The organism is Bradyrhizobium sp. RD5-C2, assembly GCF_019972155.1.
GTDB lineage: Bacteria > Pseudomonadota > Alphaproteobacteria > Rhizobiales > Xanthobacteraceae > Bradyrhizobium.
Genome location: NZ_BOVL01000020.1, coordinates 46393 through 68083, shown reverse-complemented (window position 1 = coordinate 68083; position 21691 = coordinate 46393). Strand labels below are relative to the sequence as shown.

Genomic DNA, 21691 nt, shown 5'->3' with positions numbered 1-21691 from the left:
GACTGCGGTTTGATGCTAGCCGTTCGGCAGCGGGGCAGGGAGTAACAACGTCGTCGTGAATCCCGGCACCGGGGGCGTCATCCAGCGCCGGGCGCGGGCGCGGCCGACCGACTGCACCTTGCCCGTGGCGGCCAGGGCGTCGAGCGCGCGCTGCACGGTGCGCTGGCTTGCCCCCAGCGCCACCGAGAGCGCCGAACTCGACCAGGCCTCGCCGTCGGCGAGGAAGGCCAGCACCGCCGCGTGTTCCTCCTCGACCGGCAGCGCCAGCACGGTGACCTCGCGGCGGCCACGCGGCTCCAGCACGAAGCCATCGGGCGTCGCGCTGAGATCGGCGAGCGGCAGCAAGGCCCGGCGCAGCCGTCCGATCTCGACCCGCAGCCGCGCACGGTGCGATTCATCGGCGTGCTTGCCGCGAAACGCGCGTGCGATCAGCATGCCGCGCGACACGTCCTGCGGCCAGGCTTCGCCGAGCGCGCGGGCGAGCGCGAACAGCACCGGCCGCCGCGTCAGCGAGACCGTGGTGCCGCTATCGCGCACCACGTAGCGGCAGGCGTCGACGACGAGCGCCTTCGATCCCATCAGGGCCTCGACCTCCGCGAGCAGCAGCGGCCGCTCCTGGCCGCGCGCGATCAGGCGCGCCGCCGGTGTGGCGAGCAGGTTCGCGGTGCTTTCGACCTCGGCTGCAAGCTCGGCGATGCCGGCGCGACGCGCGGCATCCCTTGCCCGTGCCAGCGCCTCGCGGGCCGGCTTGGTCCGCAGCCGCCGCATCGCGATCCCGGCGACGACCAGTTCATGTCCGACCCGCAGCGCCGGCGGGAAGGGCGCCGGGTCGAGGTCATCAAGCATGCGCTCGGCCGCATCGAGGCTCCCGATCAAGAGCAGGCGGCGGATTTCGAGATAGCCGGCGTGTGCTGCGTTGAGCGCGTCGCCGCGCGCCGCGAGCGTCGCGCGCGCCGCGGCGAGGCTCTTGCTGGGAAAGGACAGGTCGCGCGACACCAGCGCGATCTCCGCTTCGGCGACCACGCAGCGCGCACGCGCGATGGCTTCACGCGGACCGAAGGCGCGGCCCGCGCGCCGCAACAGCTCCTTGGCGCGGGTGAAATCGCCGAGCCGGGCCATCGCGATGCCGCGCAGCGCCAGCGCCGGCGCATCGTCGCGCAGGGCCACCCGTTTCAGTGCGCCGAGGGGATCACCCGCCGCGAGCGCGCGCGCCGCAGCGGTAATCAGCGAGTCCATTCGAATCCCGACACACTTGTCACTCTCGCCCTCCGAGGCCTGCTCCTAACCTAGCACATGACGACATGGATCATCTCCAGAGAGATCGAATGATGACCGGAATCGAGACACATGAGGATTGGTTGAAAGGGTGCATCAGTGGCCGCGGTGCCATGTTCGCGCGCTGGCTGTCGCTGGCGGCGGCGCCGACCTTCGCCGTGATGGCGCTGGTAGCGGCGCTGGCGCCTGCCGACATGATCTGTGGCGCCATGCAGGGACCGCTCTCGTTGCAGGGGATGGTGCCGATGTACGCGCTGATGAGCGCGTTTCATCTGGCGCCGTGGTTGCGCCTGTTCCGATGACCGGCTCATCCCTCCGGCAGCGTGAAGACCGCGCAGGGCCGCGCGATGCCGCGCAGCTCATGGGTGCCGAGCGCGACCAGCGGCGTCTCGGTCTCGGCGGCGAGTGCCCCCGAGACCAGCACGGCCTGCTCGAGCGGCTTGCACAGGCCTTCCAGCCGGCTGACCAGATTGACCGCCGCGCCGATCGCGGTGAAGTCGAGGCGGTCGGCAGCGCCGATATTGCCCCAATGCACCTCGCCGAGATGCAGCGCCACGCCGAACGGCAGTGGCGGCAGGCCGTGCCCGCGCCGCTCGGTATCGAGATGCGCCATGCCGACGCGGGCCGCCGACACCGCGCGCAATGCCGCCTCGGAAGCGCTGCGCGCGCTGGTCGTGACCGGAAAGATCGCGAGCAGCCCGTCGCCGATGAATTTCAACACCTCGCCGCCGAAGGCGTGGATCGCGCCGGCGATGCGGTCGAACCAGGCGTCGAGAGCCGCGATCACCTCGGCAGGCGGATGGCTTTCGGAGAGCGCGGTGAAGCCGCGCAGATCGGCAAACAGCAGCGCCGCCCGGATGGTTTCGCCGGTGTTGCGCCGCAACGGCGATGCCAGCACGCGCGCCGCGCTGCGCCGGCCGAGATAGGCCTCCAGCGCAGCCGTCAATGTCGCACGCGCCGCGAGCGCGGCGAGCGGTGCGGCCGTGAAGCGCGCCGCCTCGCGCAATTGATCCGCCTCGGCCGGCGTGAAGGCGCGGGTCCCGATCCAGCCGAGGGTCGGGCCATCCGGCCGCGTTCCGATCGTGTCCTCATGGATCGGGCCGGGTGCGAGGCCAGCGAGCCAGCGCCGGCCGGCATCGCCGGATCCGACCATACCGGGCATGGCAAAGGGTTGTTCCGGCGCGAAGCCGAGCGCCTCGATGACCTCGCCATTGCCGGCGCGCCACAGCCAGGTGCGCCTTGCGATCAGCGGGTGCGGAACTTCGAGCGTGAGCGCACCGCCGGCAAGCGGCAGGCCATCCGTGATAAGATGATGACCCAGATCCGCCAGCAACCGGTTGGCGCTCGCGGTCTCGGCCGCGGCGTCGACCAGCCAGCTCAGTGTCGAGGACAATTGCATCACCCCATCATGGGGTTGATGCGCCACCCTTGTCACGAATTATCCCTGAAGACCCACCGTCAATGGAGAATGGATCGATGACTGAAGCCTTCATCGTTCAACGCGAGATCCAGATCGCAGCGCCGCCCGCAACCGTGTTCGCCTTCCTGACCGATCCGCAGAAGATCGTGAGCTGGATGGGGCTCGAGGCCGAGACCGAGCTGCATCCCGGTGGCCTCTATCTGCTCAAGGGCCTCGGCGACGACCGCGACCGCGCTGCGCGCGGCGCGTTCCGCGAGGTCGTCCCGGTGCATCGTCTTGCCTACAGTTTCGGCTGGGAGGGCGGCGCGGAAGTGCCGCCGGGATCGAGCCTGATCGAGATCGACCTGATCAACAAGGACAGCGGCACGCTGCTGCGGATGACCCATAGCGGATTGCCCAACGCTGAACAGTGCGCGAGCCATAGCAAGGGTTGGACGCACTACCTTGCCAGGCTCGCGCTCGCGGCCGCTGGGCGAGCTCCAGGCCCTGACCGCGGTCCGCACGCCTGAACCGGCACGTTCGTGCGGCTCAGTCGGTTCGGTCATTTGACGTCGAGCGTCGCGCGCAGCATCCAGGCGTGCTTCTCGTGTGCAGTGGCGCGGACGTTGAGCATGTCCATCGTCGCCTGATCGCCGGCGGACTCGGCGACGGTGAATGCATCGCGGATGGTCCTCACGGCGGTCTCGTTGTCATGCAGCAGTTCGGCCACCATCGCATCGGAGTCGAGGCTAGCATAGCCGTCCTTGATCGCCGTGAGCTTGGCGAATGCGGAATAGGTCTGCGGCACCAGTTCGCCGAGGGCGCGGATCCGCTCGGCGATATCGTCGAGCGCTTGCCATTCCTCCCGATACTGCCCTTCGAACAGCGTGTGCAGGGCATGGAACGTCGGACCCGTGACGTTCCAGTGGTAACCATGCGTCTTCAGGTACAGCGCGTAGGTGTCGGCCAGCACCGTCGAGAGCGCCGCCGCGATGTTGGTCCGCTCGGCCTCGGCGAAGCCGGTGTTAACGGCGATGGTCATGGTGTTCTCCTTCGCGGTTCGGATTGAAATTCGGCGCGCGGTCATGTCGGCCATTTCGAACCGAGGATGATCGAGCAGAAGTTCACCCGTGCGTAGTTCATGTCCTTCAGCGCCAGCACGTCGGCCTTGACGTTGCCGAAGGTGGTCAGCGGCTTCTTGATGGTGCCGGCCGCGAAATGATCGATGATGTTCTCCTTGAAGTTCGCCTCGCGCGGATGATGCGCGCAGACATGGTCGCGGTGCTCGTGCGAGAAATCGTCATAGGCGATGCCGAGCACGTCCATCTCGACGCCGGCGGTGACCAGCGCGACGGTCGGACGCATATGCTCGGGGATGCCGGGCGTGGTGTGCAGCGCGATCGAGGCCCAGACGTCATCGACGTCGCGTTCGGCGATGCCGTAGCTCTTGAGGAAGTCGCGCGCTGCGTTGGCGCCGTCGACCTCGAAGCGCAGGTCCGGGCTCGCATGCCTGGCGGTGAGGCCCATGTCGTGGAACATGGCGCCGACATAGAGCAGCTCGGAATCGAACTTTAGCTTGCGGCGATTGCCGGTGAGCGCGCCCCAGAAGAACACGCGGCGGCTGTGATTGTAGAGCAGGTCGTCCTCGGTATCGCGCACCAGCTGGGTGGCGGCGCGGGCCATGGCGCTGTCGGGTACATGGATGCCGGCGATGATCTCGGTCATTTCAAGACGCTCCTCGATATGGCAAGACGATGCCGTGGCGTACGAAACACGCGGGGCGCGCCGGCGCTCGTCTCTGTGGTGTGTCCGGATCGCCTGGTGGCGTGAACCGTGGTGTGTTTGTCGCCCGTCTCGGCCTGATCCCGCAACGATCGTGCGCCACCGGATCGGGCCAACGAGACATCGTTTCGCGCCAGCGGGCAGGGAGAAGGTATGGCGGTTCAGAAAGTGGCGATCGCGATTCACGAAGGGGTTCAGGCGCTGGATGTCGCCGGTCCGGTCGATGTGTTCGCGGAGACCAACGGTTTTGTCGCTGATGGCGACGGCTATGAGACGGTGCTGGTCGGGGCCAGCCGCGAACCGCTGCGCGCATCGAACGGCATGAAGATATCGGCCGACCTCAGTTTCGACGAGGCAAACGAGAAGTTCGACATCCTGCTCGTCGCCGGCGGGCCGGCATTGCCCGATGCCGAGCCGGATCCGGCGCTGACGCAGTGGCTGCGCGGCGCGCCGGCGCGCGCCGAGCTCTACGGTTCGATCTGCACCGGCGCCTTCGCGCTCGGCCATGCCGGGCTTCTCGACGGTCACAAGGTGACGACGCATTGGCAGAACGCGCAGCATCTCGCGGCGTGCTTTCCGGATGCCGAGGTGATCTTCGACCGGATCTACATTCGCGACGGCAGACTGATGACCTCCGCCGGCGTCACCGCGGGCATCGATCTCGGGCTCGCGCTGGTCGCCGAGCGTCATGGGCCGCAGGTCGCGGTCGCGGTGGCCAAGCGGCTGGTCGTGGTGGCGCAACGCCAGGGTGGGCAGTCGCAGTTCAGCCCCTATCTCACCGCGCCGGTCGACGAGGATTCGCCGATCGCGCGCGCGCAGGCGCATGTCATGCAGCGTGTCGGCGAGCGCCACACCCTGCAATCGCTGGCCGAGGCCGTCGGCATGAGCGTGCGCAATTTCGGCCGCGCCTTCGCGCAGGAGACCGGCATCACGCCGCACGAATTCGTCGAACGCGCGCGGGTCGACGCCGCGCGCCGGCTGCTCGAGGGCTCGGACCGGCCGCTCAAGGCGGTTGGTTTCGACTGCGGCTTCGGCTCGGCCGACCGGATGCGCATCGTGTTCACCGAGCGGCTCGGCGTGTCGCCGGCGCAGTACCGCGCGAGTTTTCGCAAATTGTGACGCCGTTCATGACGGGGAGCATGCCGCCAGCGTAGGATCGAAATTGCCGTTGCCAGCAACTCATCTTCGCCGGAGAGGACGCCATGGAAGCGCTCACGCTCTTCATCATCCGTCACGCCGAAAAGCCTGATGATGGCTGGCCGGGGCCTGGCTTCACCGTGGACGGTGTGTCCGATACCGAGTCACTTGTGCTCCGCGGCTGGCAGCGCGCCGGCGCATGGGCTGCATTGTTTGGCACCGACCTCGCCAAGGGCGACTATGCCAGACCTGACGCGATCTATGCCGCGACGCCCGGCACCGCGCCCAACCGGGGCCCGAGCAGCCGTCCCGCCGAGACGATCGTGGCGCTTGCGGCGCGTCTTGGCGCGACACCCAACGAAGACTTTGGCAAAGGTCATGAGCCGGCGCTGATCAAGGCGCTGCTGGCGCTGAACGGCGTCGTGCTGCTGTGCTGGGAGCACAAGGCGATCATCGCAGACATCCTGCCGCTGATCCCGGTCAGCAAGGGCAAGCTGCCCACCAAATGGGAGAGCAGCCGGTTCGACGTCGTGCTGCGCTTCGAGCGCGCCAAGGGCGACGACAAGTTCGCCTTCAAGGAGCTGTTTCCGAAATTGCTGTCGGGCGATTCCGACAAGCCGCTGGGTGGCTGAACAGCGTCACGCTGCGCCGATCAGTCGAGCCCGAGCGCCTTGCGCGACTTCCGCGTCAGCTTGGCTGCGATAAGCGCATGCGCCTGATCGAGATAGGCCTTGAGCTCGGCGTCGGGCAGGGCGTCGTTGCCGATCAATTGCACCCATGTGGCACGCGCCAGATACGGCGCCGGCCGCGCAAGCTCCTGCTCGATCAGAAGCTGATAGGCCATGTTCGAGGTCTTGAACATGAAGCCGCCGCTGCTCGCGACGAAGCCGCCGGCCAGCGCGAACATCTTGCCGCCGACCTTGAACACCGACGTGCCTTCCCATTGCACCACCTTGGTGGCGGCGGGCAGGCGCAGGCAATGAGCTTCGAAGGTTCTTGGGCGCATGAGTCGGAGGGGCTTGCGGGGCGTCAAAGCCATAAGCCAGCCGCGCGAAGGCGGGCAAGCCCGGCGTGAGCCACCAGTCCCGGGCCGGTTCCGGTCGCTGCTTCGTCCGCGGGACCTCACGAAAACGTGGGTTGGCACCGTCTCATCGGTAGATATATCGTAAGATATGTTTTCAGTAAGGAAATGAACGATGAGACGATCGATGTTTGGCGGCCGGGACGATGATGGCTTCCGGTTTGGCTTCTTCGCCATGGGCCGGCACGGCCGGGGCGGCCATCGCTTTGGCCGCGGCGGCCATGGCTTCTTCGGGCGGGGGGGCGGCGGCGACTTTCCGGGATCGCGGCGGCTCTCGTCGCAAGACCTGCAACTCGTCATTCTGGCGCTGCTCGGCGAGCAGCCGGCGCACGGCTACGAGCTGATCAAGAAAATCGAGGAGCGGTCGGACGGCTTCTACAGCCCGAGCCCGGGCGTGATCTATCCGGCGCTGACCTTCCTCGAGGAGATCGGCCATGCCAGCGTCACCCAGGACGCGGCGCGCAAGCTCTACAGCATCACCGAGCAGGGCAAGGCGCATCTCGCCGAGAACCGCGCCACCGCAGACACCATTCTCGAAGCACTGTCGCGGATCGGCGGCCGCATGGAGGAGGTGCGCGAAGCCTTCGCCGGCGTCAGCGATCTGGACAGCGGAGCGTCCGACGATGTCCACCGCGCCCGCCACGCCCTGAAGAGCGCGCTGCGCCAGAAGCGCGGCTGCGATGCCGCCGAGGCGCGCCGCATCGCGAAGATCCTCGACCGCGCTGCCGCTGAAATCCTGCAGCAATGATGCAATCGCAACGGAGACCCTTCATGTACAACGCTGAACCGCACAGCGCGATCGCTGACGCCCGCGTCGCTGCCGTCATCGCGCGCCTGCAGGTCACGCGCCCCAGGCCGGCTGCCGGCGGTCCCCGCGGCAATCCGGCGATGAGCCGCGATCCGAACGATTATGTCGAGCAGGGATTCTCGATCCACCCTGAGCAGGGCGAATTGATCTACCTGCTGTGCCGCGGCCTGCGCACCAAACGCGTCGCCGAGTTCGCGACCTCGGTCGGAATGTCGACGCTGTATTTCGCAGCCGCGATGCGCGACAATGGCGGCGGCACCGTGATCGGCTCGGAGATCGTGCCGGCCAAGGTCGCAACCGCGAAGCGCAATCTTGCCGAGGCCGGCCTTGCCGACTACGCCGAGATCCGCGAGGGCGATGCGCGCCAGACGCTGCGCGATCTCGGTGGTCCCGTCGACTTCATCCTGATCGACGGCTGGCCGGGCGACAAGGGACCGACGCTGGCGCGCCAGGTGATCGAGATCGTCGCTCCGCAGCTTCGCGTCGGCGGCTATGTCATGAATGACAATGCCGAGGCGGATTTTCTGGAGTTCGTGCGCGATCCCAAAAACGGCTTCGTGTCGATCACGCTGCCGCTCAAGGGCGGTACCGAGCTCTGCCTGAAGGTGGCTTAAGGATCGGTTCGGCCCGACGAAATCCCGCTGGCGTGATTGTGAGCCGCAACGACGTCACGCCACGCTGGATTTTGTCGGCGCTTCTTGCTCTGTTCGAGGAAAATCAGGAGCGAAGCGCCGCATGTCCGAAGTCCCGCCGATCCATCCGCTTGATCGCCCAATCTGGAGCGCGCTGACCACACGGCAACGCGACCTTGCGGAAGGCGGCGCCGAGGCCCGGCGCTTTCCGGTCGCGATCGCCCCCTTCGCCGACATGGCCGACATGTCGCCCGAGAGCTTTGCCGCGCTCGGCGCGCTGCTGTCGGGACCTGATATCGCGGTGCTGTTCACGCCCGATCCTGTCCCCGTGCCGCCGGAGTTCAAGGTGCTGTTGGCCGAGACCGGCGAGCAGATGATCGGCACACCGGCGGAGTTCTCTCGGCCCGGCGTCGAGATCGTCAGGCTCGGCGCCGCCGACGTTCCCGCGATGATGGCGTTGACGGACATGACAAAACCCGGACCGTTCAGCGCGCGGACGCATGAGCTCGGCAACTTTTTCGGCATCCGCGTCGGCGGCGAGCTGGTCGCGATGACCGGGGAACGGATGAAGCCGGGGAACTATACCGAGATGACCGCGGTCTGCGTGCATCCCGACCATCGCGGCCGCGGCTATGCGCAGGCGCTCCTGTCGGCGGTCGGCCGCCAGATCGTGGCGCGCGGCGAACTTCCGTTCCTGCACGTCTTCACCGGCAACGCCTCGGCGATCGCGCTCTACCGCCGCCAGGGCATGGAGATCCGCCGCCGTCTGCACATCACGGTGGTGCAGAAGCAGGGGTAGGGCAGGACTGAAGGGGAACGTCTCTCCTCAGATAAATGGGGACGAAACAGTTCAATTCAAGAATTGTCAGGCGCGCCTCTCACCGCGTATGTCCCGCCTCCCTCAAAGCCTGGGGACGGAGCGGGGAGCACAGTCATGGCAGTTGCGATATCAGACGGATTTGCCGACGCGCGATTTTCGGCGGCGCGCGAGGCGTTCGAGGCCAATTTCGCCGACGGGGAGGAGCTCGGCGCATCGTTCTGCGCCACGATCGAGGGCGAGACCGTGGTCGATCTGTGGGGCGGCTTTGCCGATGAGGCCGAGCTGCGGCCCTGGACGCGCGACACCATCGTCAACGTCTATTCGATCACCAAGACCATGACCGCGCTGACCGCGTTGTGGCTCGCCGACCGCGGCGCGCTCGACTTCGCGGCACCGGTGGCGCGCTACTGGCCGGAATTCGCGGCCAACGGCAAGGGCGCCATCACCGTGGCGCAATTGATGAGCCACTCGGCCGGCCTCTCGGGCTGGCATCCCGCGATCAGCGGCGAGGACTTCTATGACTGGGACAAGGCGACCTCGACGCTTGCCGCCCAAGTGCCGCTGTGGGAGCCGGGCACCGCGTCCGGCTACCACGTCTACAGCTTCGGTTTCCTGATTGGAGAAGTCGTTCGTCGCGTTACCGGCAAGACGCTCGGCACGGTGTTTCGCGAGGAGATCGCTTCTCCCTTGAATGCGGATTTCTGGATCGGCCTGCCGGCATCGGAAGACCATCGTGTCGCCGATCTCGTGCCATTCCTGCCGGCGGCGGCCGCGACCGATGTGGAAATGACCACGATCCAGAAGATCACCTTCAGCGACACCCGCACCGACGTGCCGTCGACCCGCACTCGCGCCTGGCGCGGCGCCGAGATCCCGGCAGTGAACGGTCACGGCAACGCGCGATCGATCGCCGCCATCCAGACCATCCTCGCGACCGGCGGCACCGCGAAAGGGCAGCGGATCATGTCGGAGGCCGGCTGCCGCAAGGCGCTGGAGGTACAGATCGACGGCCCCGACCTCGTGATGCGCGGTATCTCGGTCCGTTTCGGCCTCGGCTTCGGTTTGCCGAGCCCGATCCTCAGCCTGGTGCCGCCGAATCCCAACACGCTGTTCTGGTCGGGCGGCGGCGGCTCGTTCGTGCTTGTCGATGCCGACGCGCGGATGACGTTCGCCTATGCGATGAACCGGATGCAGCGAGGCCTCGTCGGCGACGCGCGCTCGTTCCGGATCATCCGCGCGATGTGGCGGGCTCTCGGCATGAAGCCCTGAGCGGCGTTGTGCTCGCTCAGGCCAGCCTGTTGCCGGCAAGATGCACCGAATGCTTGTCGCAGCTGGGATCGATCGCGACGGCATTGGTCGCGATCCGGCCGTGTGCGGCGACGTTGTTGCTGATCTCGACGTTTCTGGCGCGGCCGACGAAGATCGCGCTGTCGGGCTTGATGTGGAAGAAGTCACCCGCCCCGAACGCGCCGCCGCGCAGAAATGTCTGGCCGATCACATTGCCGGCGATTTTGACGCCGTCGGCATTGCTGACGAAGATCGCGTAGATGTAGGAATCGTCGATGTGATTGCCTTCGATGATGACGCGCCGGTTCTGGAAATTGTCCTGAAATCCCTTGGCGCCTTCCGGCGGCACCATGCCGACATAGATGGTGCCGAGCGTGCCGCTGCCGCTGGTCAGCTCATTGGCGCCGTTGACGCAATGGCTGAAGCGGTTGTTACGGAACACGAGGTTGTCGGCAAATCCGGACTCCGACCAGAAGCCGATGTCGCTGCCTGCCTGTAACGCGACCCCGGTCGAGAACGTGAACTGGCAGTTCTCGACGATGGCATTCGGCGCCTTCATCAGCACGCGGCCGCAGGCGTGGAAATTGCAGCGCAGCACGGTGGCGCCGGATCCGATATGCGTCAGCGAGGTGATGGAATCGCCGGTCTTGAGCGGCAGGTCCTGTTGCATGACCACGTCGTAGATCAGGTCCGGCTGGGTGGTCGGGCTCCTGCCTTTCCAGATTTGGGCGATCTTCGCCTTCAGCTCTGGCGCGTGGCGCTTGGTCAATTGCTCGACCTTGCCGCGCCCGAGCGAGCGAAACGTCGCGTGATCGCAGCTCTCGACATCGTCGCCGGCCGCAAGCCCGACGTCCCATTTCGGGCTGAGCAGAAATCGCCGCGGCGCGGTCTTCGCCACCACGTAGTAGTAGAAGCCGTGCACGTTGACGGCGTCGTCGGAGGTGTTGGCGAAACTGCAATCCTCCATGGTCGGACCGCGCGCGACCGCGGTGAAGTGCGAACCGTCGGAATTGGTTGAGATCAGGCGATCGGTCGTCGCGCCCTTCGGCCGGGGTCCCGGAACGACCGAGACTTTCTGCAGCATCATCGAGCCTTCGCCGCCGTTCTCAATGATGCCCATGCCTGGCGAGGCCAGCAGCTTCACGTCGATCAGGCTGGTAGCGACGCTGGAGTCTACGGCGATGGCGTGCGCGCCGCTGTTTGCGATAGTGACGACGTCACCGGCCGTGATCGGCAGCTGGCTCAGGAAACGATCGTTCGCGCCCCACCGCAGATGCACCTTGATCTGGCCGTCGCTGAGCCGCGTGGCATGGGCCGGGGAGAGGAAGTCCCTGGCGCCGGTCTTGAGCGCCCGGTTGCGGCGATCCATCACCTTGAAGAAGCCATCCGTGAAGGCGGCCAGCAGTGCCGCATCATCGGGATAGCCGGGGTCAACCTTCACCGTGATGTCGACTGCTTGCTTGTCGAAGGCGGTGATCGTTCCCTGGGTGAAGGGCAGCGGATCGTAATCAATGGTGAGATCGCGGATGGTGAGGCGGTTGCAGCCGGAGATCACGAAGGTCCCGCTGCGCGCCGTGTTGATCAGCTGCGCGCCATTGCCGTTGAGCTCGAAGCCGTGCAATTGCCGGAACGCGAGCGGACGCTTGATCCGGTAGCTGGCGTTCTTCTCCAGATTGAGGACGATGTGAACCGGCCCGGCCTTGCTCGCGTCAGCCGCTGCCTTGGCGACGGCGGCCAGCGCCTTGGCAAAGGCCGCGTCGGCATCGCCGCCGGAAGTAGCAGTGAAAGTGGCCATGTCGAAGGTCGCGGCCCCGGCGGTTGGCGCCGGTTCGGCCCGGCCTTCGGTGCCAAGCAGAGGGCTCGCCATGAAAAATGAGGTAAGCGTCAGTGCGCGCCGGCGGCTGATCGGCATGGTGCACGGCTCCTTGCGAGACCGGGAAGGGTCCCGCGCACTATCGGTCCGCGGAGATGAACCGCAGCGAAATGGCGGGCAGCAGGCGCGGGGGCCTCCCGACGTCGTGATGGGTTCCCTCATGCTGCGCCGGACTGGCGTCAAATTCTTCCATCCCGTGACGCATTGAGGGAAATCCCTCATTCGCGATTGCGCGCGGCGTGCTTACCTTTGCCGGACCGCAACACGATGAGAGAGGATATCTCGATGACCGAGCAATCCCAGGACAAGCGTCCGGTAGCCGATCCGGCGGAGAACAACGCCTTCTTTCCGTCACCTTACTCGCTTGGGCAATTCACCTCGGCCAAGTCGGATCTCTCCGGCGCGGACTATCCCAACGCCTACAAGGGGGGCCGCTGGAAAATCCTGATGATCGCCGCGGACGAGCGCTATCTGCTGTTGCAGAATGGCACGATGTTCTCGACCGGGAATCATCCGGTCGAGACCTTGTTGCCGATGTATCACCTCGACAAGGCCGGCTTCGAATTCGACATCGCCACCGTGTCGGGCAATCCGGTCAAGTTTGAGCTCTGGGCGTTCCCGAACCAGGACGACGCGGTCAAGAGCATCTACCAGAAGTATCTCGGCAGGCTGAAGCAGCCGCTGAAACTCTCCGACGTGATCGAAAACAAGCTCGGCAAGGATTCCGACTACATCGCGGTGTTCATTCCCGGCGGCCATGGTGCGCTGATCGGTCTTCCCGAAAGCCTCGACATCAAGGCGGTCCTGAAATGGGCGCTCGACAACGACAAGCATATCGTTTCGCTTTGCCATGGCCCGGCGGCGCTGCTGGCGTCCGCGGTCGGTGAAGCCAAGGGCGATTATCCTTTCAAGGGTTACAAGATCTGCGCATTCCCCGATGCGATCGATCGGACGACGCCCGACATCGGTTACATGCCGGGTGCGCTGACCTGGGCCTTCGGCGAGGAGCTGCAGGCGCTCGGCGTCGAGATCCTGAACAAGGACATCACCGGCAAGACACATCAGGATCGCAAGCTGATCACCGGAGACAGTCCCTTCGCCGCCAACAATGTCGGCAAGGCGGCGGCCAAGGCCTTGCTTGATACGCTTGGCGGGCGTTGAAGCCATCGGCCCGGCTCGAGGCGGCGCGGCGAGCCCGCCACGCCGCCCGCGGCCGGACAACGTTGCGCGCCTTGCCGGTCCACCTGGCTTGAGGGAAAGTCCTCAACGGGCAGGGTGGCGCTCGACGGGGTTTCCCGAGATACGATGGCATCCGCATGGACCACTACATCGAAGCCGTGGTTGCGATTGAGGGCGGCGGGAGCTTGTCCGCGATCCAGGCGGCTGTCCGGTCGGCGAGCATGCCGCTCGGCTACGACCGCTTCGTGATGTTCTCGGCGTCTCCTTCGCGTGAGGACCTGGTTGACAGAATCTACTGGGTCGAGGGTGACTGGTTCGGCAAGGGCGTGACGGTCGATGCCGAGACCTATGTCCGGCATTGTCCGGTAACGCGCAATTTCCTCAACGTGGATGAGGCGTTTTTCTGGACCAAGGTGATGTCGGCGCGTGGCGAGAAATACCGCGTGGTGCGCACGCCGCGCGGGCCCGGTTTCCACGGATTGCAGGTCCCGGTGTTCGGGCGGAGCGGCCTTGAAGGTGCGATGAGCTTTGCCGGAACGCGGATCGACGCGTCGGCGCGGGCGCGAGTGGCCCTGACGATGATTGGCACCGCGGCCTTTCGGGCCGCGCGCCGGCTATTGGAAGCACGCGAGGCGAACGGCGCGTCGAGCCTGTCGCCGCGCGAGCGCGAGGTGTTGCGCTGGATCGCCGCCGGCCGGCGTCAGGCCGATATCGCGGCCTCGCTTGGACTGTCGGAGCGAACAGTTGAGAACCATTTGCGGCGTGCCCGGCTTCGCCTTGGCGTCGCGACGACGGCGCAGGCGATCCGGCTCGCGATCCGCAGCGGCGAGATCGAGGATTGAGGCGGGATCGCGCGCTGTCTTTCGCGGCGGTCGCGCCGAAAGGCATGGAGCCCGGGCGCGCATCGCGCGTCCGGGCCCGTTGTTGATGCAGACGTCAGTGTGCAGTCGCTTCCGACGCCGCGATCCAGGCGATCACGGCCTCCGAGAAGCCGTCGACCCGCGTCCACGCGCCGTGTCCGACGCCGTGCTGGTAGGACGCCACGTTGACCATGTATCCGCGTCCCTTGGGCGCGGGCACCTGGTCGTGGCTCTGCTCGTCGGTGAAGACGATCAGGCGATCGCCCTTGCGGTCGATCTCCGTCACAGCCTTGCCGAGATACGTCCCGCCATGCGGCTGCGAGCCGATGATCGCATCGCGCAGCGCGAAGCCGCGGCGCGGCGGCAGCTTCACGAGTTCATTGCTGAACGTGAAGATCTCCACCTCGTCGCAGACCTCGCGGGCGAGGATCGCAAGCCCGCAGGCCGCTTCCGCACGTGTCATCTCGGACTGGGCCGAGAGCGGCGTGAACATCGATCCCGACACGTCGATCAGGAGCCGCGTGCGGCCGTCAAGCCGCGCGTAGTCCTTGACCGACTTCAGCATCGCGGCCTCGAGCTCGGGCTCGAAGTCCGGCGCATAACGCGCCGCCGTGATGAAGCGGTAGGGCAGGATACGATCCGTCCGCATCGCCTCAATCGCGTCCGCAATGGTCCGGCGCGGCACCTCCGCCTTCTGCATCAGGCGCAGGTTGCGCAGCAGCGCCAGCCCGCCGAGCCTGTTCTCGGCGATCAGCCGCTCGAAGGTCTCACGCTTGTCCTTGCCGGACGAAAGCGAAACCTCCCAGGTGTCGGGCGAGGCCAGCTCGCCGTCGACGAGCTGCTTCCACACCTTCTCCTGTGCGGCGTCCTTCGGCTTGGCGTGAACCAGGAACAGCACGTCCTTGATCCGCACGGCGCCGTCGCGATCGTACTTCGCGAGCTGGTAGGCGTCGAACTTGGTCAGCGCCCGCGCCAGCCCCTTCTTGATCTGCGCCGAGACCGGCTGACGCTTGCGCTGCTGCTGCGGGCCGAGCGCTTCCGCCCAGTAGATCGCAAGCAGCTCGGTCATCTCGTCCGGCCGCTGGATCACGCGGGCGAGCGCATCGGCGACGAGGCCGCGATGGGTCGCGTGCCGCGCCATCTCGCGGACCACGAGCAGCGGCGCATGCCGCAGCTTCATGGTCTCGCGGGCGGCGATCGCGAGCTCCGCGACACGCGCGGGCTCGACCTTCGGCACCAGCGCCTTGATGCGATCCGCGATCGCGACGCCGTCCTCGTAGAACTGGTTCTCCCACAGGAGGCAGTTCAGCAGCGCGCGCCGCAGCTCCATCTCGGGCGTGAAGCGCTTGCCGCGCGCCCCCTCACGGGTGAAGGCGCGCATGATCTTGTTGATCGTGGCCATGATGGCCTCCTTTCTGGGTGAGTATGGATTGGAAGGGGGGGCCGGGGAACAAGCGAGACTGTACTGCCCTTGCGGGCTTCGCATGCTCTACCACTGAGCTACGGACGTTCGTCCGGAGGGATTCGAACCCTCGACACTACGATCACGAAGTAACAGCGCTCTTCACCACCGGCCGTCGGCACGACCTCGTAGCAAACGCAAGGCGTTTGCGCGGACACTATGCCGACGATCGAAGACCACGATCCGGGAACAGGCGATTGCTGAGACCCCAGCCGGCAGCTTACCCTGCCGATTGGGAAGCGCTCTACCACTGAGCTACCGGCGCACATGACGCCGGGCGGGATTCGAACCCGCGACCTCTCGTTTCACAGACGATGTAACAGCGATCTTCACCACGGGTCGTGGAGAGGGTTGGCGGGGAACAAGCGATGCTGTTGCTGCCCTTGCGGGCGAACCGCCTTTCGGCGTGCGGGCCTCGAACCCGCTCGGCACCGGAGCGCCTTACCACGAAGTAACAGACATCTTCACCACCGCCAGACCGGCGCCATGCGCCGGCCATTGATGGGTACGCCGGGGAACGGGCGATATCGGTGTCCGTGACGACAACGCAGCGCCTCGCCTTGCGGACGAGAAAACTGCGCCGGGCCGCGTGCGGACCTTTGCCAGACCGCATCCCGGTGCGTGTGTCACAGGCGGGATTCGAACCCGCTCTTTCCGGTCGAGCGAAGTATCCGACATCTTCACCACCAGCGTCGGTTAAGCCGCACAATGAGGCAAACCGAATTGAAAATTTCGTCGCGGCGCTGTCGACGCGCCGCCGTTTGCGAACTCCTTGGAGTTCACTCTGCCATCGGTGTCCGGCTCATCGCCTTGTTCCCTCCGGCAGGCCCCGCGCGCTTGGGCACGCGCGTTGCCGCGCGAGCCCCGGGATCCGGGTCTCCCGTTCCGGCTTGCGCCGGGCAATTCGAATGAGCCGTGCTTCGGACAACAAAAAACCCTCCGGAGCGGCTGGCTCGGGAGGGTCCGTTTAAGGCGGACTGTCGACCTCGCATTATGCGAGATCGCTCCCATGAGCCGGGCACACGCTATCGTTCGGCCGAAGGCCGTTCGACAGTCTGCGGAATTTTTCAAATCCGTGTTGCATCATCGTGCTCATGTTTGATCGCGAGCGACAGCGCTCGCGAAGGTTGCGGGACATACGCCTCGTCATGGTCGATGTCAACAAGGGAAATGATCGCGCCGAGAGAAACTTCAGCGCTGCTTGCGTACCTTCGTCTTGTTCGCCGGCGCGCTGCTGCGCGCGGCGATCCGCGTCAGTGCATCGGCAAACGCGCGCGCGGCGGGGCCGAGCGGTTCGTCGAGCCGGTGGGCGAGATAGGCCTCCATCGCGAGCGCGGCGTTGCGGCCGAGTGCGCCGGTTTCGACCCGCATCAGACGGCGCTCTTTCAAATCGCGCGCGACCTGCCAGAGCGGCAGCCGGCCCCAGCCGAGCCCGGCCAGGATCATAGCGTGCTTGGTGTCCTGATTGCTCACCCGGCAAATCTGCGGCGAGAGCACGCCGAAGCTGCGGCCCTCCGACAGCGGCGTCGGATCCGACAGCACGATCTGCAGATGATCGGCGAGGTCGGCAACGCTCTTGCGGCCGCGCCGCGCGAGCGGATGGCTGGCGGAGGCGACGGCTATGATCTGCACGGCGCAGATCGCATCGAGCGCGAGCCGGGGATCGCGAAAATCCTCGCCGACGGTGACGGCGAGCGCGCTGCGCCGTTCGGTCAGGGCGGCGATCGGCCCGCCCATCGGTTCGACCGCGAGCCGCACGCTCACGGATGGATAGGCTGAGCGCATTTCCGTCAGCGCTGCACCGACGGCGGCGATCGGAAACAGCGTGTCGACCACCAGCGAGAGCTCCGATTCCACTCCCTCGCCGAGGCCGTGCGCCCGCGCTCGCATCGCATCGACGCGGAGCAGCAGGTCGCGGGCGTTGCCGAGCAGCGCCTTGCCTTCCGCCGTCAGCGCCGGGCGATGGCCGGAGCGGTCGAACAGCATGAGACCGAGCTCAGCCTCGAGATTGGCGATGGCATGGCTGACCGCGGACTGCACTCGCGCGAGCTTCGTCGCGGCAGCGCGAAAGCTGCCGCTCTCGGCGATGGTGACGAAGACCCGGATCTGGTCGAGCGTGAGGTTATCGAGCATGATCTATGAAATCGATCAAATGGATGCAAAACATATCACTCCTGTCGATGATCTGGAATCGCTATCTGTGGTGGCTGAACTGGCGGAGTGGACGCATGACGATCGAGACGGCCGTGGTGCAGCAGAGCGAGGCGAAGCGATGGGCGACGGTCGCTGTGGTGACCGGTTGCGGGATCGGCGCCGCGCTCCAGGTCGGCAAGGTGCCGATTGCGGCGGCGATGCTGCAACAAGACCTCGGCATCGACCTCGCCGCGGTCGGAACAATCGCCGGCATCTTTGCAGTGCTCGGGCTCATCGGCAGCGTTCCGGCCGGCGTCGTGATCGCCGCGGTCGGCGCGCGCAGGGTGCTGCTGTGCGGGCTTGCGGCGATCACGCTCGGTGCGGCATCGGGCGCGCTCGCGCCGCACCTTGCGGTGCTGCTGGGATCGCGCCTGCTGGAAGGGCTTGGCTTCCTGCTGGTGATGGTTTCCGCCCCTGCATTGCTCAACCGCGTGGTCGATGTCGGTGCGCGCGATATCACCATGGCGGTGTGGAGTTGCGTGATCCCGTTCGGGATCGCGCTGGCGCTGGTCGCGGGTCCGATGTTCGACGGCTGGCGCGCGATCTGGTGGGCCAGTGCCGCGTTTGCCGCCGTGCTGTTCGTCCTTGCCAGCGGCATCGTGCCTGAGGTGGCATCGCGGACCGGCCCGACGCGTGCGGGCTTGATGCAAGAGGCAACCGCGCTGGCGCGGCGCCGCACGCCGGCGCTTCTGATGGTGCTGTTTGGGCTCTACAGCCTGATGTTCTTTGCGGTGTTCAGCTTCCTGCCGATCCTATTGACCGAGCGGCTCGGCGTCTCCAGCCAGAGCGCCGGCGGGCTCAGTGCGCTGGCGGCGGCCGCCAACGTCGTCGGCAATCTCGCCGCCGGCAATCTGCTCGCGCGTGGTGTGAGCCGGCCTCTGTTGATTGCCGTTGCGGCAGTCGTGATGGGCGCGTCCGCGGTCGGTATCTTCCTGCCGGTGCTCGGTGGGCAGGGCGCGTTCATTCTGTGCCTGCTGTTCTCCGCGACCGGCGGCCTGATCCCCGCAACGCTGCTCGCGACCGCGCCCGCGGCGGCGCGTTCGGCGGCGATGGTGCCGGTCATGATGGGCCTGTTGATGACGGGCAGCAATTTCGGCCAGGTGACCGCGCCGATCGCCGTCGGCGCGGTCGTTTCGGCGTGGGGCTGGAGCGCGGCCTGCGTCATGGTGGTTGCCGCTGCGATCCTTGCCGATCTTGCGGCATGGCTGCTGGCGCGCGGCGATCACAACAGCGTCAGCGAGGCGAGGGACCCGGCTTGACGCCGCGCGTGCCGGGGGCGAAGGAATGAAGGTCTCTCACGCCAACGACAACAGGAAAGCTTCATGACACGCGTGCGCTGTATCACCGAAATGGGCATGGGCGTCGACGTCCACGGCCGAGATGCCACCAAGGCCGCCAAGCGCGCGGTCTCGGATGCGATCCGCCATTCCAGCCTCGGCTTCTTCCGCATGCTCGGCAAGACCGCCAACGACATGTTCGTCGATGTCACGATCGCCGTGCCGAATCCCGAAGCGGTCGATACCGAGGCCGTCGCCAGGGAACTGCCCTATGGCACCAAGACCGTGAAGGCGATCGCGGGCGGGCTCGAGATTCCGTCGGATCTCGGCAACGACCCGATCCTGATCGCGAACGCGGCCGTCATCGTCAGCTTCGACGACGGCAAATAATCGAAGAACGGTGGGCGGCGTATGCGTGCGTTATTCGTCGCCCTTGAAGTAGTCGGGCTTGCCGGTCGTCCAGGTCTCGCCCCAATGCTGGCCGCCGCCGTCGACGGTCAGCGTCTCGCCTGTGATGAACTTGCCGGAGGGCGCGGCGAGATAGACGGCGGCCTCCGCGATGTCCCAGGGCGTGCCCGGACGCATCATCGGGTTGGAGCGTGGATAGGCGGCGCGCGCCGCCTCGCTGTAGACGTTCCAGCCCTCGGTCTCGATCGCGCCCGGCGCTATGCAATTGATGCGGATGTTCAGCGGCGCCCATTCGACCGCGAGCGCGCGCGACAGGCCGATCACGCCGGAGCGCGCCGCGATCGTATGCGCGATGCCGTAGAGGCCGTGCGTCGTGACCACGACGATATTGACGATGCTGCCGGGATGCTTGCGGTCGCGCCAGCGCTGCGCCGCGGCCTGCATCATGTACCAGGTGCCGTTGAGGTTGGTGTTGATGACCGCGTTCCAGCCCTTGATCGAGAAATCGATCGCGGCTTGCGGGAACTGGCCGCCGGCGCTGTTGACGAGATGGTCGACGTGGCCATGCGCGGTCCACAGCGCGTCGAACATCGCGGTGACCACGTCGGGATCCCTGATATCGACAACGTGCGCCGACGCCTTCAGGCCCCGACGGCCGAGACGATCGACCAGCGCATCGAGCTTGTCGGCACTGCGTCCTGCGATCACGACATGTGCGCCGAGCCGGGCGAACAGCCATGCGATGGCGCGGCCGATGCCGCCGGCGCCGCCGGATACGACGACCACCCGACCGGCCAACGCGTCTGCCGCAAACACGGTCGGATGTGTCGCGAGTTCGTCGTCGGAGGGACCGAGCGTTGCCTCTGTCTGTTGATCGTTCATGGCCGGTTGCAGACCTTGCGGCTTTCAATGAGCTCCGTACATTAGCCACCCAACAACAACCGTGCAAAGAATGTCGACATGACCGATCTGTCAGCCTTTCCCATCACAAAACGCTGGCCCGCCCAGCATCCGGACCGCCTGCAGCTCTATTCGCTGCCGACGCCGAACGGCGTGAAGGTCTCGATCATGCTCGAGGAGATCGGGCTGCCCTATGAGGTCCATCTCGTCGACTTCAACAAGGACGACCAGAAGACGCCGGAGTTCCTGTCGCTGAACCCGAACGGCAAGATCCCGGCGATCCTCGATCCTAGCGGTCCCGGCGGCAAGCCGCTGCCGCTGTTCGAGTCCGGCGCGATCCTGCAATATCTCGCCGAGAAGACCGGCAAGCTGTTGCCGGCGGATGCCGCGCGCCGCTACCAGGCGATCCAGTGGGTGCATTTCCAGATGGGCGGCATCGGACCGATGTTCGGGCAGGTCGGTTTCTTTCACAAATTCGCCGGCAAGGATTATGAGGACAAGCGGCCGCTGCAGCGCTATGTCGCCGAATCCGCGCGCCTGCTCGGCGTGATGCAGACGCATCTCGCCGGACGGCAATGGTTCATGGACGATGAATACAGCATCGCCGACATCTCGATGATCGGCTGGGTGCGCAATCTGATCGGCTTCTACGGCGCGCGCGAACTCGTCGAATTCGACCAGTTCACCTACGTCGCGGCCTGGCTGGAGCGCGGTCTCAAGCGGCCGGCCGTGGAGCGCGGGTTGAATATTCCGAAGCGGCCCTAACTCGTCTGCTTCAGCAGCTCGTAGACGAGCGGATTGTCGGCGCAGGCGGCAAAGCCGCATTCGAGCAGGGTGGAGAGCACGTTCAGCGCCGTCAGCCCGATCACCAGCCATACGGCGCCTTGCGCGAATTTTCCGGGCGAAGTGCCCGGCGCCGCGCGGTGGTCGAACTGGCGGTCGAACAGCAGCATCGCGGCGAGCAGGACGATCGCCGCGATGAAGCCGATCAGCGCCCACGAATAATAATGATAGCCGAGCAGCGCTGACCCATAGCCGGCATCACCGGGGAGGATGTGCAGCAGGACCTGCCGGGTCGAGACCGAGGCGCCGAGGACGGCCGTCAGCAGCGACAGGGCATAGTGGCTCGGCCGCGGTCCGAAGCGGATGTTCAGGATCGGTCCGATCGCCAGCAGGGCGAAAAGGATGCGCTGCAGCAAACACAGCGGGCAGGGCAGCTCGTGCAGCAGCAGCTGCGCTGCAAAAGCTGCGGCCAGCAGCAGCGCGAGGCCATAGAGCGCGAGGGCGTTGAGGGTCACGGCTTGGGTGTCGGTCATGG

General features: G+C 66.3%; 23 protein-coding genes. 13 read left to right on the top strand and 10 right to left on the bottom strand.

The genetic code is table 11. The annotated features are described in order from the left end of the window. Positions 1–15: 15 nt before the first annotated feature. Positions 16–1236 carry a helix-turn-helix domain-containing protein gene (locus BraRD5C2_RS25230; protein ID WP_223972795.1) on the bottom strand — a complete coding sequence of 407 codons (1221 nt, stop codon included), beginning with the start codon at positions 1234–1236 and terminating at the stop codon, positions 16–18. Positions 1237–1388: 152 nt separating this feature from the next. On the opposite strand from BraRD5C2_RS25230, the gene BraRD5C2_RS25225 reads away from it, so the two are divergent. Next, positions 1389–1577, top strand: a complete 189-nt coding sequence (locus BraRD5C2_RS25225; RefSeq protein ID WP_223973955.1) for a hypothetical protein — start codon at positions 1389–1391, stop codon at positions 1575–1577. 5 nt (positions 1578–1582) lie between these two features. On the opposite strand, the gene BraRD5C2_RS25220 is transcribed toward BraRD5C2_RS25225, so the two are convergent. Beyond that, positions 1583–2674, bottom strand: a complete 1092-nt coding sequence (locus BraRD5C2_RS25220; RefSeq protein WP_223972793.1) for an adenylate/guanylate cyclase domain-containing protein — start codon at positions 2672–2674, stop codon at positions 1583–1585. 77 nt (positions 2675–2751) lie between these two features. Between BraRD5C2_RS25220 and BraRD5C2_RS25215 the strand changes: the two genes are divergently transcribed. After that, a complete protein-coding gene (locus tag BraRD5C2_RS25215; protein ID WP_223972791.1) occupies positions 2752–3204 on the top strand; it encodes an SRPBCC family protein in 453 nt (150 codons plus the stop codon). A gap of 32 nt (positions 3205–3236) precedes the next feature. Here BraRD5C2_RS25215 and BraRD5C2_RS25210 read toward each other — a convergent pair whose 3' ends face one another. Together BraRD5C2_RS25210 and BraRD5C2_RS25205 are read right to left on the bottom strand one after the other, a co-directional pair. Next, positions 3237–3716 (bottom strand): Dps family protein, encoded by a 480-nt coding sequence (locus tag BraRD5C2_RS25210; RefSeq protein ID WP_223972790.1) that lies wholly within the window; start codon positions 3714–3716, stop codon positions 3237–3239. Between the two features lie 41 nt (positions 3717–3757). Next, complete coding sequence (locus BraRD5C2_RS25205; RefSeq protein ID WP_223972781.1) at positions 3758–4399, bottom strand: HD domain-containing protein; 642 nt, start codon at positions 4397–4399, stop codon at positions 3758–3760. 210 nt (positions 4400–4609) lie between these two features. Between BraRD5C2_RS25205 and BraRD5C2_RS25200 the strand changes: the two genes are divergently transcribed. Next, positions 4610–5575, top strand: a complete 966-nt coding sequence (locus tag BraRD5C2_RS25200) for a GlxA family transcriptional regulator (RefSeq protein ID WP_223972780.1) — start codon at positions 4610–4612, stop codon at positions 5573–5575. A gap of 83 nt (positions 5576–5658) precedes the next feature. Then, positions 5659–6225 carry a histidine phosphatase family protein gene (locus BraRD5C2_RS25195; RefSeq protein ID WP_223972778.1) on the top strand — a complete coding sequence of 189 codons (567 nt, stop codon included), beginning with the start codon at positions 5659–5661 and terminating at the stop codon, positions 6223–6225. A gap of 20 nt (positions 6226–6245) precedes the next feature. Here the strand turns inward: BraRD5C2_RS25195 and BraRD5C2_RS25190 are convergent, their stop codons facing one another. Next, positions 6246–6599, bottom strand: a complete 354-nt coding sequence (locus tag BraRD5C2_RS25190; RefSeq protein ID WP_223972776.1) for an MmcQ/YjbR family DNA-binding protein — start codon at positions 6597–6599, stop codon at positions 6246–6248. 202 nt (positions 6600–6801) lie between these two features. Here BraRD5C2_RS25190 and BraRD5C2_RS25185 point away from each other — a divergent pair, with 202 nt between their 5' ends. The 4 genes from BraRD5C2_RS25185 (at position 6802) to BraRD5C2_RS25170 (ending at position 10203) form a co-directional block, all read left to right on the top strand. Further along, positions 6802–7422 carry a PadR family transcriptional regulator gene (locus BraRD5C2_RS25185; protein WP_223973953.1) on the top strand — a complete coding sequence of 207 codons (621 nt, stop codon included), beginning with the start codon at positions 6802–6804 and terminating at the stop codon, positions 7420–7422. Positions 7423–7445: 23 nt separating this feature from the next. Next, positions 7446–8096: an O-methyltransferase gene (locus tag BraRD5C2_RS25180; protein WP_223972774.1), complete on the top strand. Its 651-nt coding sequence runs from the start codon at positions 7446–7448 to the stop codon at positions 8094–8096. A 121-nt stretch (positions 8097–8217) separates the two neighbouring features. Then, on the top strand, positions 8218–8913 hold the full coding sequence (locus BraRD5C2_RS25175) for a GNAT family N-acetyltransferase (RefSeq protein WP_223972772.1): 696 nt from the start codon (positions 8218–8220) through the stop codon (positions 8911–8913). A 135-nt stretch (positions 8914–9048) separates the two neighbouring features. Then, positions 9049–10203 carry a serine hydrolase domain-containing protein gene (locus BraRD5C2_RS25170; RefSeq protein WP_223972770.1) on the top strand — a complete coding sequence of 385 codons (1155 nt, stop codon included), beginning with the start codon at positions 9049–9051 and terminating at the stop codon, positions 10201–10203. 16 nt (positions 10204–10219) lie between these two features. Here the strand turns inward: BraRD5C2_RS25170 and BraRD5C2_RS25165 are convergent, their stop codons facing one another. Next, positions 10220–12133, bottom strand: coding sequence for a right-handed parallel beta-helix repeat-containing protein (locus BraRD5C2_RS25165; RefSeq protein ID WP_223972768.1), 1914 nt, complete (start codon positions 12131–12133; stop codon positions 10220–10222). Positions 12134–12379: 246 nt separating this feature from the next. Here BraRD5C2_RS25165 and hchA point away from each other — a divergent pair, with 246 nt between their 5' ends. Together hchA and BraRD5C2_RS25155 are read left to right on the top strand one after the other, a co-directional pair. After that, positions 12380–13255: a glyoxalase III HchA gene (hchA, locus tag BraRD5C2_RS25160; protein ID WP_223972766.1), complete on the top strand. Its 876-nt coding sequence runs from the start codon at positions 12380–12382 to the stop codon at positions 13253–13255. A 155-nt stretch (positions 13256–13410) separates the two neighbouring features. Next, on the top strand, positions 13411–14115 hold the full coding sequence (locus BraRD5C2_RS25155) for a PA1136 family autoinducer-binding transcriptional regulator (protein ID WP_223972764.1): 705 nt from the start codon (positions 13411–13413) through the stop codon (positions 14113–14115). A 94-nt stretch (positions 14116–14209) separates the two neighbouring features. Here the strand turns inward: BraRD5C2_RS25155 and BraRD5C2_RS25150 are convergent, their stop codons facing one another. Together BraRD5C2_RS25150 and BraRD5C2_RS25145 are read right to left on the bottom strand one after the other, a co-directional pair. Next, the gene (locus BraRD5C2_RS25150) at positions 14210–15535 is read right to left on the bottom strand and encodes a TROVE domain-containing protein (protein WP_223972762.1); all 1326 of its coding nucleotides are present in this window, start codon (positions 15533–15535) and stop codon (positions 14210–14212) included. Between the two features lie 1251 nt (positions 15536–16786). After that, positions 16787–17728: a LysR family transcriptional regulator gene (locus BraRD5C2_RS25145; protein WP_223972760.1), complete on the bottom strand. Its 942-nt coding sequence runs from the start codon at positions 17726–17728 to the stop codon at positions 16787–16789. Positions 17729–17751: 23 nt separating this feature from the next. Here BraRD5C2_RS25145 and BraRD5C2_RS25140 point away from each other — a divergent pair, with 23 nt between their 5' ends. After that, positions 17752–19047 carry an MFS transporter gene (locus BraRD5C2_RS25140; protein WP_223972757.1) on the top strand — a complete coding sequence of 432 codons (1296 nt, stop codon included), beginning with the start codon at positions 17752–17754 and terminating at the stop codon, positions 19045–19047. Between the two features lie 63 nt (positions 19048–19110). After that, positions 19111–19455: a Lin0512 family protein gene (locus tag BraRD5C2_RS25135; protein WP_212014469.1), complete on the top strand. Its 345-nt coding sequence runs from the start codon at positions 19111–19113 to the stop codon at positions 19453–19455. A 30-nt stretch (positions 19456–19485) separates the two neighbouring features. On the opposite strand, the gene BraRD5C2_RS25130 is transcribed toward BraRD5C2_RS25135, so the two are convergent. Further along, positions 19486–20355 carry an SDR family oxidoreductase gene (locus BraRD5C2_RS25130; RefSeq protein WP_223972749.1) on the bottom strand — a complete coding sequence of 290 codons (870 nt, stop codon included), beginning with the start codon at positions 20353–20355 and terminating at the stop codon, positions 19486–19488. Positions 20356–20433: 78 nt separating this feature from the next. Here BraRD5C2_RS25130 and BraRD5C2_RS25125 point away from each other — a divergent pair, with 78 nt between their 5' ends. Beyond that, positions 20434–21138, top strand: coding sequence for a glutathione S-transferase family protein (locus tag BraRD5C2_RS25125; RefSeq protein WP_223972747.1), 705 nt, complete (start codon positions 20434–20436; stop codon positions 21136–21138). On the opposite strand, the gene BraRD5C2_RS25120 is transcribed toward BraRD5C2_RS25125, so the two are convergent. Next, on the bottom strand, positions 21135–21689 hold the full coding sequence (locus BraRD5C2_RS25120; protein WP_223972739.1) for a disulfide bond formation protein B: 555 nt from the start codon (positions 21687–21689) through the stop codon (positions 21135–21137). The two genes, BraRD5C2_RS25125 and BraRD5C2_RS25120, sit on opposite strands and share 4 nt — an antisense overlap. Between the last annotated feature and the right edge of the window lie 2 nt (positions 21690–21691).